15 protein-coding genes and 1 pseudogene are annotated in these 14,814 nt (G+C 65.8%); 5 read left to right on the top strand and 11 right to left on the bottom strand.

Features of this window, described 5'->3' with window-relative positions; genetic code table 11:
* Positions 1–57 precede the first annotated feature (57 nt).
* The 11 genes and pseudogenes from ABEA50_RS23870 to ABEA50_RS23825 all read right to left on the bottom strand — a co-directional run bounded on the left by ABEA50_RS23870 (position 58) and on the right by ABEA50_RS23825 (position 8,527).
* The gene (locus ABEA50_RS23870; RefSeq protein ID WP_345498057.1) at positions 58–1,047 is read right to left on the bottom strand and encodes an alpha/beta fold hydrolase; all 990 of its coding nucleotides are present in this window, start codon (positions 1,045–1,047) and stop codon (positions 58–60) included.
* An 82-nt stretch (positions 1,048–1,129) separates the two neighbouring features.
* Complete coding sequence (locus ABEA50_RS23865) at positions 1,130–1,972, bottom strand: helix-turn-helix transcriptional regulator (RefSeq protein WP_345498056.1); 843 nt, start codon at positions 1,970–1,972, stop codon at positions 1,130–1,132.
* A gap of 73 nt (positions 1,973–2,045) precedes the next feature.
* The gene (locus ABEA50_RS23860; protein ID WP_345498055.1) at positions 2,046–2,411 is read right to left on the bottom strand and encodes an ABC transporter ATP-binding protein; all 366 of its coding nucleotides are present in this window, start codon (positions 2,409–2,411) and stop codon (positions 2,046–2,048) included.
* A 38-nt stretch (positions 2,412–2,449) separates the two neighbouring features.
* Positions 2,450–2,731: pseudogene (locus tag ABEA50_RS31035) on the bottom strand (ATP-binding cassette domain-containing protein); the annotation flags it as partial.
* 465 nt (positions 2,732–3,196) lie between these two features.
* Positions 3,197–3,394, bottom strand: coding sequence for a hypothetical protein (locus tag ABEA50_RS23855; RefSeq protein WP_345498053.1), 198 nt, complete (start codon positions 3,392–3,394; stop codon positions 3,197–3,199).
* A gap of 10 nt (positions 3,395–3,404) precedes the next feature.
* On the bottom strand, positions 3,405–4,649 hold the full coding sequence (locus tag ABEA50_RS23850) for a carboxylesterase/lipase family protein (RefSeq protein ID WP_345498052.1): 1,245 nt from the start codon (positions 4,647–4,649) through the stop codon (positions 3,405–3,407).
* Positions 4,646–5,020: a hypothetical protein gene (locus tag ABEA50_RS23845; protein WP_345498050.1), complete on the bottom strand. Its 375-nt coding sequence runs from the start codon at positions 5,018–5,020 to the stop codon at positions 4,646–4,648. The genes ABEA50_RS23850 and ABEA50_RS23845 overlap by 4 nt, the downstream gene beginning before the upstream one ends.
* Positions 5,007–5,351, bottom strand: a complete 345-nt coding sequence (locus tag ABEA50_RS23840) for a VOC family protein (RefSeq protein ID WP_345498049.1) — start codon at positions 5,349–5,351, stop codon at positions 5,007–5,009. The genes ABEA50_RS23845 and ABEA50_RS23840 overlap by 14 nt, the downstream gene beginning before the upstream one ends.
* Before the next feature lie 194 nt (positions 5,352–5,545).
* Positions 5,546–5,806 carry a hypothetical protein gene (locus tag ABEA50_RS23835; protein WP_345498048.1) on the bottom strand — a complete coding sequence of 87 codons (261 nt, stop codon included), beginning with the start codon at positions 5,804–5,806 and terminating at the stop codon, positions 5,546–5,548.
* A gap of 209 nt (positions 5,807–6,015) precedes the next feature.
* The gene (locus tag ABEA50_RS23830) at positions 6,016–7,017 is read right to left on the bottom strand and encodes a helix-turn-helix domain-containing protein (protein WP_345498047.1); all 1,002 of its coding nucleotides are present in this window, start codon (positions 7,015–7,017) and stop codon (positions 6,016–6,018) included.
* Positions 7,018–7,078: 61 nt separating this feature from the next.
* Positions 7,079–8,527 (bottom strand): aminotransferase-like domain-containing protein, encoded by a 1,449-nt coding sequence (locus ABEA50_RS23825; RefSeq protein WP_345498046.1) that lies wholly within the window; start codon positions 8,525–8,527, stop codon positions 7,079–7,081.
* A 111-nt stretch (positions 8,528–8,638) separates the two neighbouring features.
* Between ABEA50_RS23825 and ABEA50_RS23820 the strand changes: the two genes are divergently transcribed.
* The 5 genes from ABEA50_RS23820 to ABEA50_RS23800 are packed head-to-tail and all read left to right on the top strand — an operon-like array spanning position 8,639 to position 14,806.
* A complete protein-coding gene (locus ABEA50_RS23820; RefSeq protein ID WP_345498044.1) occupies positions 8,639–9,487 on the top strand; it encodes a nitrilase-related carbon-nitrogen hydrolase in 849 nt (282 codons plus the stop codon).
* A gap of 14 nt (positions 9,488–9,501) precedes the next feature.
* Positions 9,502–10,923 (top strand): dihydropyrimidinase, encoded by a 1,422-nt coding sequence (gene hydA / locus ABEA50_RS23815; RefSeq protein ID WP_345498042.1) that lies wholly within the window; start codon positions 9,502–9,504, stop codon positions 10,921–10,923.
* A gap of 9 nt (positions 10,924–10,932) precedes the next feature.
* Complete coding sequence (locus ABEA50_RS23810; RefSeq protein ID WP_345498041.1) at positions 10,933–11,976, top strand: TIGR03842 family LLM class F420-dependent oxidoreductase; 1,044 nt, start codon at positions 10,933–10,935, stop codon at positions 11,974–11,976.
* Positions 11,973–13,301 carry an aspartate aminotransferase family protein gene (locus tag ABEA50_RS23805; protein WP_345498040.1) on the top strand — a complete coding sequence of 443 codons (1,329 nt, stop codon included), beginning with the start codon at positions 11,973–11,975 and terminating at the stop codon, positions 13,299–13,301. The genes ABEA50_RS23810 and ABEA50_RS23805 overlap by 4 nt, the downstream gene beginning before the upstream one ends.
* Positions 13,298–14,806, top strand: a complete 1,509-nt coding sequence (locus tag ABEA50_RS23800) for a CoA-acylating methylmalonate-semialdehyde dehydrogenase (RefSeq protein ID WP_345498038.1) — start codon at positions 13,298–13,300, stop codon at positions 14,804–14,806. Before ABEA50_RS23805 ends, ABEA50_RS23800 begins: the two co-directional genes overlap by 4 nt.
* Positions 14,807–14,814 lie beyond the last annotated feature (8 nt).

The raw sequence follows: 14,814 nt of genomic DNA, 5'->3' as shown, positions 1-14,814 counted from the left end.
TCAAGCCACCTCCGTCGTGTTCGATCCCGCACATCGGTCCAGCTTGCTTAGGTTACCCTAATTATGGGGAGTCCGGGAGTCGCCGATCTCTGCTCCGGGGCCGTTGGCAACCGACGGAAGCGTCTGTACCCATGCGGTCAAAACCGCGGCGTAGCGGTGCGGTTCGCTGGCGTGCATCGCGTGTGCCGCATCGGGGAACGCCTGGTAGTCGACAGCAACGCCCGCCGCGCGGATAATCGCCCTGGCCTGTTCGGCTTGCAGGTCCGACAACGCGCCGACGAATCCCCCGGTCTCCCTGTCGGGTTCGTGCTCGTGGTTGGTGATCAGCACCGGCGTCTTCACCTGCGAAAGCATCAGATCGTGGGGACTGTGCAGTCCGACCGTTCCCTCGAGAAACACACGGGCCCACTCGGGGTCGTACTCCTTCAGGTTCTGCGGGGGTTGCTCAGGGAACTCGAACTTTCTCACCGCCGCGACCGGTGACACTCGGGCGGCCTCGACTATCCCGGCCCAATCGCCCACTGACCACTGATCGCCGAGGTAGTCGCGGTACAGCTCGAAGGCCGGGCCCGCGCCCTGGCTGATACCGTGCCCGTGCGCGGGGGCCGCTTCGGAGGAGAAGAACGGTGCGTCCTCGCAGAACGCGCCACGGATCTGTCCTGGCATCGCGTAGGCCGACAGCCAGGCAGCGAGCACCCCACCCGAGGAACAGCCTGCGACGACAACCGGCCGCCGAATCGCGAGCGCGATGAACCGCACCAGATCGTTGCCGAAGTTGTCGAGACTGTAGCGCCGAGGGGTCCATGTGCTGCGCCCCTGTCCGCGCAGGTCGACCGCGAAGACATGGAAATGCTGCGCGAGCAGTTCCATGGCGGATTCGTAGCTCCACCACGATCCGGTCTGCTCCGGGAGTAGGAGCAGCGCGGGCTTGTCGGGCGTGCCTGCTTCGGCGTAGTTGAGGACGACCTCGCCGAGGTCGACCTGCTTCTCAGGAAATGCGTGCGGGACGAAAACGTTTCGTGCCGAGGGCGTCACCGGTGCGGACATTGCTTTACTCCTTCGTGATGGTGCCGACTCGAGGGGTCGGCTCGATCGATGACGCACGCTCGTGGCCGTGCGGTCGAGCAGCTCAGCTGCGATGATGGCGGGTTGGCCCGCCGGCGGTGGACAGGCTTTCCAATAGCGAAAGCGCGTGCGCGTCAGAACTTCCCGGATCTGCCAGGTAGGTGACGAGCTGGAGTCCAGGGTGGTCGCGGACGTCGAAACTGTGGCGTTGCAGCGTGAGGCTGCCGACACCGGGATGTCGGAACCGCTCGACGCCGCCTGTGGTGCCGCGAACGTGGCGACTGCTCCACAAGTCGGCGAACTCCGGGCTGTGCCGAGTGAGCTCCGCGACCAGTTCCGACAAGCGAGCATGTTGAGTATCCAGCACGCACCCCCGACGCAAATTCGCCACCGCTTCGTGTGCGGCCCGCTCCCACGGCTGGTGGAATTCGCGTGCGGCGGGGTCGAGAAACACCATCAGCGCGAGATTGTCCAACCTGTCGAAGGGGGAGTACAAGGCACGGGCGAGGACGTTGGTGGCCTGCACGTCCATCCTGGAATCGATGACCAACGCGGGCCCTCGAATGCCGTGCTCCAGCATGGTCGTCAATTCCGGGGCAACCGGTTCACGTAGGGCCGATGAGTCCGAGGTGGGCACGGTGCCCGCGAGCCTGTGCATATGCGCACGAGCCTCGCCGTCGAGTCGAAGCGCACGGGCCAGCGCTTCGACCACCTGAACCGAGGGATGACGTTCGCGACCCTGCTCCAGCCTGGCGAAGTAATCCACGTTTATCCCCGCGACCTGCGCGATTTCCTCGCGGCGCAGCCCCGGCACCCGGCGCGTCCCGGACGAGGACAAGCCGAGTTCGGCGGGACTCACCTGTGCTCGTCGCGCGCGCAGGAATTCGGCTAACGGACTGGAGATCACAAATCCAGGCTAGGCCACCATCCCGGACGTGCCAGGACGTGTGACACCCAGGCTCCTATGGCTCCTATGGCTCCTATGGCGGCGATGCCGCGTGACGTGCGACGGCGGCCGAGCCCCCGGCGGCGAGTAGCCGTTGGAGGAGTGCGGTGTGCGGGTTGCGGCGCAGCTGCTCGGTTGCGCCGAATTCGATGATCTCACCACCGTCGACAACGGCGAGGTGGTCGGTGCGCTGTAGCTGACTGTTCAGGTCGTGGCTGATCGATACCACTGCGGCTGCGCTCTCGCGGCGGTATGCATCCAGGTAGTCGAGGACGTATTCGGCGAGGGATTTGTCCATGGCCGTGGTGATTTCGTCACAGATGAGAACGCGCGGGTGGGCGAGAAGAGCGCAGGCGATCGCGGCGCGCTGCAATTGGCCGCCGAAAGGGCGTCTGGGCATCGTCGTGCCTGACTGGAGTCGATGGCTAGAGCGTCGAGCGTCTCCAATGCGGTGGTTCGCGCCCGGGTGCGGTCGAGTCCACGGAGTCGAATGGCGGTGGCCGCCACCTGGTCTACGACGGAGCCGCGCGGGTCGAAGGAGGGCCCCGACTCCTGCCAGATGTACTGCACCGCTGCGATCTGGTTTCGGGAGCGCTTGCGTAACAAGGGCAGCGGTGCCCCCTCGAGAAGTAAGTCGCCGGTGTCGGCGGCGACCAAGCCGGCCAGGTAGCGCGCGATGGTCGACTTTCCCGCTCCGGAGACGCCGATCACGCCGAGCATCGCGCCGGGCTGGAGTTCTAATCGGATATCGCGCAGGATCGGCGCTCGGCGCAGTGTGACCGAAGCACCGTGAACAACGAGAACAGGCGTGCCTGGGCGACCCGCTGTCACGGGTGACTCGAAAGATGGTGCGGTCCCGTCGGTCTCGAACCGCTCGGCGGAGTGTGAATTGTTCAGCTGCTCGACGTCGAACCGATCTTCGGCAGCGGCGTCGTCGGCCTCGAGCGTTCGAGTCGGCAGCATGGTGGATGTGTCGGCCGGTCCTGACTCGCGTGCGCGTCGCTCCGGCCTCGATCCTCGAGGTTTTCGCACCGGTGTGGCAGGCATGCCGAACGGTCCCCGGCCCACTCGCTCGACGGGGCGTCTCGGAGAGTGTTGCGGGACCGGCTGGTTCGATGACTCGACCGGCCTGGACGCGCAGCACGCGGTCGCTGATCTGCTCGGCGGCGAACGCGTCGTGGGTGATCAGTACGACCGACTTTCCCGTATCGCGCAGGCGCGCCAGTCGCGTGAGCAGAACAGCGCGGGCGAGTGGATCCAGTCCGACGGTGTGCTCGACACTCCGCACACCGGCGCGGCGGAATGCGCGGTGCGGATCAAGGTGCTCGACAACGCGTCGATGTCGGCGCGTCGCGCGGGACACACGTCGAAATGGGCTGACAACGGTCGCGTCCTATCTCTCGTCGATCGAGTAGGTCGTTCCGCTCGCCCAGCCGGGCGAGCCATCTCGGACGAATCCACCCCACGCGCGCATGACGCGCGTGGTGAGATCGGTGGGGTGTCGACCGGCCAGCATCGGCGCGTCGCGCCACGCGGCGGCATTGCCGAAGACGAACGGTAGCTCGAGGCAATGGCAGGCGCCGAGCGGACTCTCCGCTGGAGCCCAGTCGAACCGATACAGCCACGGCTGTTGCTTTTCGCCCACCAGCCGCGCGAGCTGGTGGGTGGGCGCGGTGAACATTTCCTCGGTCACCGCACGGGCGGCGTCGGGGTTGTTCGGCGCGAACGCCGTCCCCTCGTCGCGGTTGCTACCGATCATGAGTTCCACAGCGCCGCTGTGCTTTCCGGCGGCAGCCAGTAGGTCGGTGGGAACCAGATCCGCCTCGGCGATCAGGTGGAACGCGGGGACCGGACTCGTCGCATCGGGAGCACTGCGCATGACGACGGCCTGTGCGGCGAGCAGGTCGGTGACGGGGACATCGCGCAGGCGTAGGGCATCGTCCGGTGCTATGGCCAGTTCTTTCAGTAACCGCGGGGCGATGCGCTCGGCTTCCTCGGGTGCTTGCGGCGGCAGGCCGGTGGGCGTGCTTTGCAGAATCGCCCTGTGCGCCAACCCCGTCAGCTGACCGCTGCCCAGTAGCGCGAGGATCGAATACGCGCCCGCCGACTGGCCAGCGATCGTCACGGCCCGTGGATCACCACCGAATTCCGTGATATTCGCGTGCACCCACCGCAGCGCGGCCAGTTGATCGCGCAGTCCGAGATTTCCAGGACTCACCCCCGGTCGGCGTAGATAACCGAGCGCGCCCAGCCGGTAGTTCGCGGTGACGACCACGATGTTCTCGCGTTCGGCGAGCTCGGCACCGTCATACCAGGCCAAGCTGCCCGCGCCACTGGAGAATCCGCCACCGTGCAGAAACACGAACACGGGATGACCCGACCCCGGTGGCGCCCAGACGTTCACCGTCAGACAGTCCTCGTCCTGGGCGAGTTCATATCGGCCCATCAAGCTTGCCAGGCGCGAAGGCAATTGCGGCGCCGCGGGTCCGGGCTCCTCGGCGGCGCGCACCCCCGCCCATGGTGTGACCGGGCCCGGTGCGGCGAATCGCGCGGCGTGCGCGTACGGGATGCCCCGGAACGCGGTGACCGCGCCGGGCTCGGCGCCGCGTACCTTTCCCGTGGTGGTTTCGGTGATCATCGGACCGAGGTGAACAACAGGCCAGCACCGCGGGCGTCGCGGCCGGAGACGAAGAAGCCGCTGTCGACGGGCGTGATCGGGGTGCCCGATTCGATGACACGCTCGCGTGCTCGACCGAGATCTTCGACGAGCATCGTCAGCGCAGCCAAATAAGAAGGCGCGGGGGCATTCTCACCGGGCAGCAGTTGGTCGGCAGCGGTGGCGGAGACGATCTCGACGCGGTCGGCGCCTCGGGTCGACACGGTCTTCGGCCCCACCGAGACGGGCGCTGCGTCCAGCATGTCTCGGTGGCGGCGAACAAGGGGGTCCATCTCCGCATCATCCGCCACGATCAGCACGGCTGTCAGGTCGAGCGCGTCATCCGCAGTCACGCCGCACCCAGCCGCGCATCGGTTTTCGCGGCATCTCGGAGTCCAGGTTGAGAATTCGTAACCCCTCGTACTGATCCACCATGCGTTTGGTGTGCCAGGGATCGGGTGCGGACTCGTCCACGATCCCGAGCAGCTCGATATACGAATTCCCGAACAGCGCACACATATTGGCGGTGCATCCCGGTGCCAACGGCGCGCCTGGTCGGTCGGCCAACATGTGTTGCGATCGTGGACTGAGTGCGAACCCGAGTCGCTTATACGTCGTCTCCATCGCGTCCAGATCGCGATTGACCACGCCGACATGGTGAAAACCTGTGATGTCGTTACGCATGGCGATCATCGTCGGCGCGCGAGCCGCCGTGGACCCTGTTCCCGGCCACACACGCCGGATTCCGACATCGAACGCGTGCATCCCGCCGGATTCGACCTCGATCCGGGGTGGAATGACCGGCGGTGATTCCACTGCCGCCCGCCCACGGAAGTAGTCGACCCCAGGGTGATGGCAGTCGAGATGCCGGTTCTCGCTTACTCCGCGACGACCTGGGTGACGTCGCCGCAGCGGACTACCTCGTTGTCCTTCTTGCCGCCCGCGACGTGGAGTTCGATCTTGCCGTCGTCGCAGGGCGAGTTGCTCGCGCGATAGATGGTGAGCTTGCGCGTCACGTCGCAGCGATTGTGGTAGTAGACCGTGGTGGTCATGGAGCCGGGTTCGTAAGAGTACGAAATACAGTCGCCCGCACCGCGTTCCGCTGCGGCGGTGCCCGCAGCGGCGATGGTCGACGCCACCGCTGCCAGCGTAATCGCCGTCGCTGCCAGCAACCTGTTTGTCTTGTGAATGTTCACCCTTTGATTCCTTCGGTCGAGCGCCCCGAATATTTCGGCTGCGCGGCAGTACTCGTCTCGACAAGCACTGAGTGAAGGTAACCGCGACGTGCGTGCTCCGGTTGCCGCCGAGCGCACGGAGCTTGCTATTACGCGCAAGGATTCGATCACGCTCAGGAATAGCGGATTTCGCGGGGGCTCGCGCCGAACCGCCTTCGGAACGAGGTACTGAACGCGCTCGCGGAACTGAAACCCACTCCGAGGGCGATCGCGGATATGCTCCATCGCTCGTATGCCGAGCCCCGCAACCGGGTGTATGCGAGTTGCAGGCGCTCTTCCTTGATGAGTTCGCGTGGTGTCGTGCCGGAATGTTGGAGTGCGAGTTGGATCTGGCGCAGTGACCAGCCGAGGGCGCGAGCCACGGATTCGCCGCACAAATCGGGATCGTAGGCATGCGCGCGGATGTACTGGCGAACAAGGGATTCCACCTCGTCCAGATGTCCTTGTTCAGTGGGGTGATCGCCAACGATATGCATACACAGCAGATCGACCAGCCGACCCGATACGGCGTCGAACTGGTGGCGGCTGAGTGTCTCGCTCTCCTCGGTCAAGCTGATGGCGAGGTCGGCGATCACGCGTCCGAGGCCCGTGGTGAAGTCCAGCATCGGGGTCGGCGGCGTGGCACGGTTGAGGCGGTGCGCTACCTCGGTGCGGGGAATCGTCATCGTGAGCCCCTCGGTGCCGTCGACCTGGGCGAATGCGAAGGGCTGGTCGATTGTCACCAGGCCGCCGACGCCGCGTGGCATGGACACGTGCTCGTCGCCCTGTGAGACGATGACCTGTCCCGTCGTCGGCATGATCAGGCGGAAGTCGTCGTCGGGGTCGGCGCGCACATGCCGTGCGGTGCGGTAGTAGGTCACGGCATCGGCCCGCCAGCCGACGAGCTGGTAGTTGCCGGTGCGCCGCAGTATCGCGCGCCCTTGGAAGCCGTGTTCACGGAGGTACGCATACCCCATGCGACGCAGGTGAAATGAACCGATCTGGTCGGACCAGTAGTCCGCGCACTCGTGCGCTGCGACGGTTCGCGTGGTGGCGGTCTCCATGAGATCGACACCCTGCGCCACCATTGCCACTCCGCCCTCGCTTGCACCGTCGTCGTGCGCCCTACCGGACACTCGCCCAGCATAGGGTCGGCTAGTGGTACGGCGTTACCCGTCGAGACGACGGGACACATCGTCACCCATCCCGGCCTGCTCGGTGCGACGACGAACGCATCGGGCGTTCGTCGCTGATGGGTGGCGGCACAGCGGGGCCGGTGCGGGATTGCGTCGGTGTGGTGCCGAGCGAGAAGTGCTCGGCTCGGCGGGGGCTTGCCGCGACCGCGAGGATGTGGGCGACTTCGCCGGGGTTGTCGCGTAGGGGTGCGGTGGTGACGCGGACGGCGTGGGGGTTGCCTCGGTCGGCGGGGTAGAAGGGGCCGCCGGGGGCTACGCGGATTCCGTTGGCGGCCAAGTGGATCAGTGCGGTGCGTTCGTCGGTGACGGGGACCCAGACGTTGAGGCCCTGGCCGTCGGCGACGTGGACGCCGTGGCCGCGTAGGGCTTCGGTGAGTGCTCGACGGCGTCGTTGGTATTGGGTGCGTGCGTACTCGACAGTGTGGATCACGGTCTGGTCACGCAGCATCTCGAAGAGGGCGCGTTGCAGGATGCGTGGGGTCCAGCCGGGTCCGAGCATGCGGGTGGCGACGATGCGATCGATGATCGTCTCGGGGCCGGAGAGCGCGGCGATGCGCAGGTCGGGCCCGTGGGATTTAGAGTAGCTGCGGACATGGAGCACGAGGTCGGGTAGCCAGCGTCCGAGGCTGACGTCCTCGGCGGGGACGACGGGACCGGAGTGGTCGTCTTCGATGACCACGCAACGATGTTCGCTGCGGCGCAGGACCGCTGCCAGTTCCTCGGCGCGTTGCGCGCTGATCGACGCGCCCGTCGGATTCTGTGCCCTCGGCTGGATGACGGCGGCGGTGGGTCCGGTGCTCAGTGCGCGCGCGAACTCGTCGGGGAGTACGCCTTCGGCGTCCATGCGCACCGGAACGGGTTGCGCGCCGATGGATTCCAGGTAATCCAGGAAGTGCGGAAAGGTCGGGTTCTCCACGATCACGCGGTCGCCGAACCGTACGACGGCATGCAGGCTGCGTGCCACGGCGTCCATCGCGCCGTCGACGACGGTCAGTGCGCCCGACTTGGTCGGCCATTCGGCTTGGAGGAAGCGTCCGAGTTCGGGCACGACGGGCGCCTGGTGGTAGTCGGTGGTCTCGGTGTTGAGTGCGAGTCGGGTGAGGATCGAGCCGATCTCGGGAAGCAGGTCGGGGTCCGGGGTGCCCAGCGACAGGTCCAGCTGTGCGGTGGTGGCACCCCGTGTCATGCCGTCGGCGCGCGAAGGGGCGGTATGCGAGTTGCCGTCGGCGACGAAAGTGCCGCTGCGCCCGCGTGATACGACGAGTCCAGCACGGGCGAGGGCGCGCCAGCCGTGGCTGACGGTCGCCGGGCTGACACCCAATTGCGTCGAGAGTTCGCGGACGGTGGGCAGGCGGTCGCCCGCGCGCAGTTCGCCGTTGGTGATGAGCCGGGCAATCGCGCCCGCGATCCCGGCGGCGGACGGATCATCGATCCGAATGCGGTCGTTCATTTCCACCTCGAGACCACCCTGGGAGATTTACACTTCCGGCACCGACTGAAATATTCCGGAAATGTTTACCGTCGAAGATAACATAACCAACTTCGGTAGGGAGATCGACAGGTGACGACAATCAAGGCCGCAATCACCCAGGCGGCGTGGACCGGCGACAAGAAGTCCATGCTCGCCAAGCACGAGGGGTTCATCGAGCAGGCCGCCGCTGCGGGTGCGCAGGTCATCTGCTTCCAAGAGCTGTTCTACGGGCCCTATTTCGGCAATGTGCAGGACAAGAAGTACTACGAGTACGCCGAATCGGTGCCGGGCCCGACCACCGAGCGTTTCGCCGAACTGGCGCGCGAACATCAGATGGTCGTGGTGCTCCCGGTGTACGAGCAAGAGCAGCCCGGCGTGCTGTACAACACCGCCGCGGTGATCGACGCAGACGGCAGCTACCTCGGCAAATACCGTAAGCACCACATCCCGCATTTGCCGAGTTTCTGGGAGAAGTTCTACTTCCGGCCAGGGAACCTGGGATACCCGGTGTTCGACACAGCTGTCGGCAAGATCGGCGTCTACATCTGCTACGACCGGCACTTCCCCGAAGGGTGGCGCGCACTCGGCCTCGGCGGTGCGGAGTTGGTGTTCAATCCGTCAGCGACCAAACCCGGCCTGTCGAATCGGCTGTGGGAGTTGGAACAACCGGCGGCCGCGGCCGCCAACCAGTACTTCGTCGCCGCCAACAATCGGATCGGCACCGAGACCGGTGAGTTCGGCGACGACGCGGTGACCTTCTATGGCAGTTCGTATTTCGTCGATCCGCGCGGCAATGTCGTCGGCGATATCGCCAGCACCGACACCGACGAACTCGTGGTCCGCGAGATCGATCTCGACCTGGTACGTGAGGTGCGCGGCGACTGGCAGTTCTACCGCGACCGTCGTCCTGATTCCTACGACGCCATCGTCGCGCCCTGAGTTCGGAGGGTTCCTTGACCACGACATTGATCACCGGCGGCACCGTCGTCTCCGCGACGGGACGCAATACCGCCGACATCCTCGTAGACGGTGAGCGCATCGTCGCACTGCTGCAACCGGGAAGCACGGTGCTCGGTGCGAACCTCACCGAGACCGTCGACACCGTCATCGACGCGACCGGAAAGTACGTCATCCCCGGTGGTATCGACGCGCACACCCACATGTCGATGCCGTTCGGCGGCACCACCGCCTCCGACGATTTCGAGACCGGAACCAGGGCGGCGGCCTGGGGTGGGACGACCACCATCATCGACTTCGCGGTCCAGAAATTCGGTGAGCGCGTGCAGGACAGCCTGCAAACCTGGCACGACATGGCGGCCGGTCAGTGCGCGATCGACTACTCGTTTCATCAGATCGTCGGTGACGTCAACGACGAATCCCTCAGCGCGCTACGGGGATTGCCGGACGAGGGGATCACCAGTTTCAAGCTCTTCATGGCCTATCCCGGCGTGTTCTACAGCGACGACGCGCAGATCGTGCGCGCCATGCAGACCGGCGCCGAAACCGGCTTGATGACGATGATGCACGCCGAAAACGGTCCTGCCATCGATGTTTTGGCCGCACAGTTGATCGCTCAGGGCAAAACCGACCCGTACTACCACGGCATCGCGCGCGCCTGGCAGCTCGAGGAGGAAGCCACCCACCGCGCGATCATGCTCGCCGACCTCACCGGCGCGCCACTGTATGTGGTGCACGTGTCCGCGAAACAGGCTGTCGCACAACTGGCGACGGCTCGTGATCGCGGCGCCAATGTCTTCGGCGAGACCTGTCCGCAGTATCTGTACCTGTCGTTGGAGGAGAACCTCGGCGCACCGGGGTTCGACGGCGCCAAGTGGGTGTGCTCGACGCCGCTGCGTTCGGCGCAGCAGGAGCATCAGGCGCAGGTGTGGCAGGCGTTGCGTACCAACGATTTACAGATGGTGTCCACCGACCACTGCCCGTTCTGCATGAAGGGTCAGAAGGACATGGGTCTCGGTGACTTCACCAAGATTCCCAACGGCATCGGCAGCGTCGAACACCGAATGGACCTGATGTATCAGGGCGTGGTCGACAAACGCATCACCCTCGAACGCTGGGTGGAGATCACCTCGACCACCCCGGCCAGGATGTTCGGCCTCTACGGCCGCAAGGGTGTGCTCGCGCCGGGAGCCGACGCCGACATCGTGATCTACGACCCCGACGGCCACACCTCGATCGGCCTGAACAAGACCCATCACATGAACCTGGACCACTCGGCGTGGGAGGGCTACGAGATCGACGGCCACGTCGACACGGTGCTCGCACGCGGCAAGGTCGTCATCGATGACGGCGCTTATCACGGCCGCAAGGGCGACGGGTCGTTCGTGCGCCGCGACCCTTGCCAATATCTGACGTGAGGAGACGCCATGCAATTCGGAGCGGTAGTGCAATGCGACCCGCCCTCGGCGCGCACGGTGCAGCTGGCGAAACTAGCCGAGGCACACGGCTTCAGCCACCTGTGGACCTTCGACTCGCACCTGCTGTGGCAGGAACCGTATGTGCTTTACAGCCAGATCCTGCACGAGACCAAACGCCTCACCGTCGGGCCGATGGTGACGAACCCGGCGACCAGGGACTGGACGGTGACCGCGTCGCTGTATGCCACCTTGAACGAGGCGTACGGCAATCGCACCATCTGCGGTATCGGACGCGGAGATTCGGCGGTGCGCGTCGGCGGTGGTAAGCCGACCACGCTGCGCACCCTGCGCGAATCCATTCACGTCATCCGAGAATTGGCCAACTCCAGACCGGTCGATTACGCGGGCAACACCTTGCGGTTCCCGTGGAGCGTCGGCTCGACACTGGACGTGTGGGTTGCCGCCTACGGTCCCAAAGCGCTCGCGCTCACCGGTGAAGTGGCCGACGGCTTCATCCTGCAACTGGCCGATCTCGATATCGCCGAGTGGATGATCGGCGCGGTGCGATCCGCGGCCGAGGCGGCGGGCCGGGACCCGAACGCGGTGAAGATCTGCGTGGCGGCACCCATGTACATCGGCACTGATCGCGCGCACATGCGCGATCAGTGCCGCTGGTTCGGCGGCATGGTCGGCAATCACGTCGCCGACATCGTCGCCAGGTACGGGGCCGACGGACAGGTCCCGCAGGCACTCACCGACTACATCAGCGAGCGAAAGGGTTACGACTACAACCAGCACGGCCGCGCGGGGAACACGCACGCGGACTTCGTTTCCGACGATGTCGTCGAACGGTTCTGCCTGCTCGGCACCCCGGAGGAGCATGTGAGCAAACTGCGCGCACTGGCCGACCTCGGCGTCGATCAGTTCGCGGGCTACCTCCAACACGACAACAAGGAGGAAACCTTGCGCGTCTACGGCGAGACCGTCATTCCGCAACTGCGCCAACCGATTACGGCTACCAGCACGTCCGCGACCAGCGGGGCGACGGCATGACCGCCACCCGCGTCGACGAGGACGCACTGGCCTACGAGCTCGATCGATCGCACGTCTTCCACTCCTGGTCGGCCCAGGGGGCACTGCATCCGATGGTGCTCGCCGGTGGTCGCGGATGTCGGGTGTGGGATCACGCGGGCAACGAATACCTCGACTTCTCCAGCCAGATGGTGAACCTGAACATCGGCCACCAGCATCCCGCGGTGACCGCGGCGATCGCCGACCAGGCCGCGAAGCTGGCCACGATCGCGCCCGCGACCGCGAATCTGGCACGCGGACAAGCGGCGCAACGCATCACCGCGCGTGCGCCCGAAGGCTTGAACAAGGTGTTCTTCACCAACGGCGGCGCCGACGCGGTGGAGAACGCGATCCGAATGGCGCGGCTGCACACCGGACGCGACAAGGTGTTGTCGACGTACCGCTCCTATCACGGCAATACCGGTGCGGCGGTGGCCGCGACGGGCGACTGGCGGCGCATGCCCAACGAGTACGCGCGCGGTCACGTCCACTTCTTCGGTCCCTACCTGTACCGCACCGAGTTCTGGGCGGCGGGCCCCGAGCAGGAATGCGAACGGGCGCTGCGACATCTGGAACGCATGGTGCAGTGCGAAGGCCCCGCGACCGTCGCGGCGATCCTGTTGGAATCCGTGCCGGGCACAGCCGGAATCATGGTGCCACCACCCGGGTATCTCGCCGGAGTTCGCGAAATCGCCGACCGCTACGGCATCGTGCTGATCCTCGATGAGGTGATGTGCGGATTCGGCCGTACCGGGCGCTGGTTCGCCTTCGACGGTCACAACGTGAAACCCGATCTCATCACCTTCGCCAAGGGCGTGAACTCCGGGTATGTGCCGGTGGGTGGGGTCATCATTTCTGACGCGATCGTCGACACCTTCGATGAGCGGGTGTTTCCCGGTGGTCTCACCTACAGCGGCCATCCGCTCGCCGCCGCCTCCATCGTCGCCGCGTTGGACGCGATGGAACAGGAAGGCATTGTCGAGAATGCCGCCGAAATCGGCCGCAGCGCACTCGGTCCCGAGTTGGCGCTGCTGGCACAGGACTGTCCGATCGTGGGCGAGGTGCGCGGCGAAGGCGTGTTCTGGGCTGTCGAACTGGTCGCCGACCGCGCCACTCGTGAACCCGTGTCCGCCGCGACGATCGCGCGCGTGAAGTCCGAGATGGTGGCGCGCGGTGTGCTGCCGTTCACCGCGGACAACCGTGTCCATGTCGTCCCGCCCTGTGTCGTGACAGCCGCCGAGGTCACCGAAGGCGTCGCCGTCCTGCGTGACGTCTTGACAGCACTGCCAGCCGAGGAGATCCGATGACGAATCCCGCCACCACCGACACCGTCGACCACTGGGTCGGCGGAAAGTCCTGGACGGGCGAATCCACCCGTGCCACACCGGTTTACGATCCAGCGCTGGGGTCAGCGCAACGCAGCGTACGGATGGCGACGAGCGCCGACGTTTCGGTCGCCGTCAAAGCCGCCGCCGCGGCGTTTCCCGAGTGGCGCGACTCCTCGATCGCCAGCAGGCACCGGTTCCTGCTGAATTTCCGTGAGCTGCTCAACGCGCGGCGCGACGAGCTGGCGCAGATCGTCACCGCCGAACACGGCAAGGTGCTCAGCGACGCCGCGGGCGAGATCGCGCGCGGACTCGAAGTGGTGGAATTCGCGCTGTCGATGCCGCACCTGCTCAAGGGTGAATTCAGCCAGAACGCCTCCACCGGGATCGACGTGTTCTCGGTGCGTGAGCCCGTCGGTGTCGTCGGCATCATCAGTCCGTTCAACTTCCCCGCGATGGTGCCGCTGTGGTTCTTCCCGATCGCGCTCGCCGCGGGAAACGCCGTGGTGCTCAAGCCGAGTGAGAAAGACCCGTCGGCGGCGAACTGGTTGGCCGCACTCGCCGCCGAAGCGGGGCTGCCCGACGGTGTGCTCAATGTGGTGCACGGCGACAAGGAAGCGGTGGACGCGCTGCTCACCCACCCCGAGGTCGCCGCGATCTCCTTCGTCGGATCGACCCCGATCGCCGAGCACGTCTACCGCACCGCCAGCGCCAACGGCAAACGCGTGCAAGCACTCGGCGGTGCCAAGAACCACATGCTCGTGCTGCCGGACGCCGATCTCGGCCTCGCCGCCGACGCCGCGGTGAACGCCGGATTCGGTTCCGCCGGTGAACGATGCATGGCGGTGAGTGTCGTGCTCGCCGTCGACACCATCGCCGACCAACTGGTCGAGGCCATCGCCGAACGCATGGCGAAACTGCGCACCGGTGACGGTCGCCGGGGCTGCGATATGGGCCCGCTGATCACCCGCGAACACCGCGACAAGGTCGCCGGCTACCTCGACACCGCGGTCGAGGACGAGGCACGCCTGGTCGTCGACGGTCGCGACGCCACGATCGACGGCGAACCCGACGGCTTCTGGCTCGGCCCCACCCTTATCGACCAGGTGCCGGTCACCTCCTCGGTCTACCGTGACGAGATCTTCGGACCCGTGCTCTCGGTGGTGCGGGTGAGTGGTTTCGAGCAGGGCGTTGAGTTGATCAACAGTTCTCCCTACGGCAACGGCACCGCGATCTTCACCAACGACGGTGGTGCCGCACGGCGCTTCCAACGTTCGGTGCAGGTCGGCATGATCGGAGTCAATGTGCCGATCCCGGTTCCGGTGGCCTACCACAGCTTCGGCGGCTGGAAGGCCTCGCTGTTCGGGGACTCGAAGGCGTACGGCACCAACGGATTCGCGTTCTTCACCCAGGAGAAGGCGGTCACCTCACGTTGGCTCGATCCGAGCCACGGCGGAATCGATCTCGGATTCCCGCGCAACGATTGACACCCCAC

Source organism: Nocardia callitridis, assembly GCF_039543305.1.
Classification (GTDB): domain Bacteria; phylum Actinomycetota; class Actinomycetes; order Mycobacteriales; family Mycobacteriaceae; genus Nocardia; species Nocardia callitridis.
The sequence above is the reverse complement of the archived record's forward strand: the minus strand, read 5'-3'. Positions and strand labels throughout refer to the sequence as shown.

Coding starts and splice junctions, on each gene's coding strand:
- ABEA50_RS23825 (WP_345498046.1), bottom strand. CDS start 8,527: ATGAACGACCGCATTCGGATCGATGATCCGTCCGCCGCCGGGATCGCG.
- ABEA50_RS23805 (WP_345498040.1), top strand. CDS start 11,973: ATGACCGCCACCCGCGTCGACGAGGACGCACTGGCCTACGAGCTCGAT.
- ABEA50_RS23840 (WP_345498049.1), bottom strand. CDS start 5,351: ATGCGTAACGACATCACAGGTTTTCACCATGTCGGCGTGGTCAATCGC.
- ABEA50_RS23870 (WP_345498057.1), bottom strand. CDS start 1,047: ATGTCCGCACCGGTGACGCCCTCGGCACGAAACGTTTTCGTCCCGCAC.
- ABEA50_RS23810 (WP_345498041.1), top strand. CDS start 10,933: ATGCAATTCGGAGCGGTAGTGCAATGCGACCCGCCCTCGGCGCGCACG.
- ABEA50_RS23850 (WP_345498052.1), bottom strand. CDS start 4,649: ATGATCACCGAAACCACCACGGGAAAGGTACGCGGCGCCGAGCCCGGC.
- ABEA50_RS23800 (WP_345498038.1), top strand. CDS start 13,298: ATGACGAATCCCGCCACCACCGACACCGTCGACCACTGGGTCGGCGGA.
- ABEA50_RS23860 (WP_345498055.1), bottom strand. CDS start 2,411: ATGCCCAGACGCCCTTTCGGCGGCCAATTGCAGCGCGCCGCGATCGCC.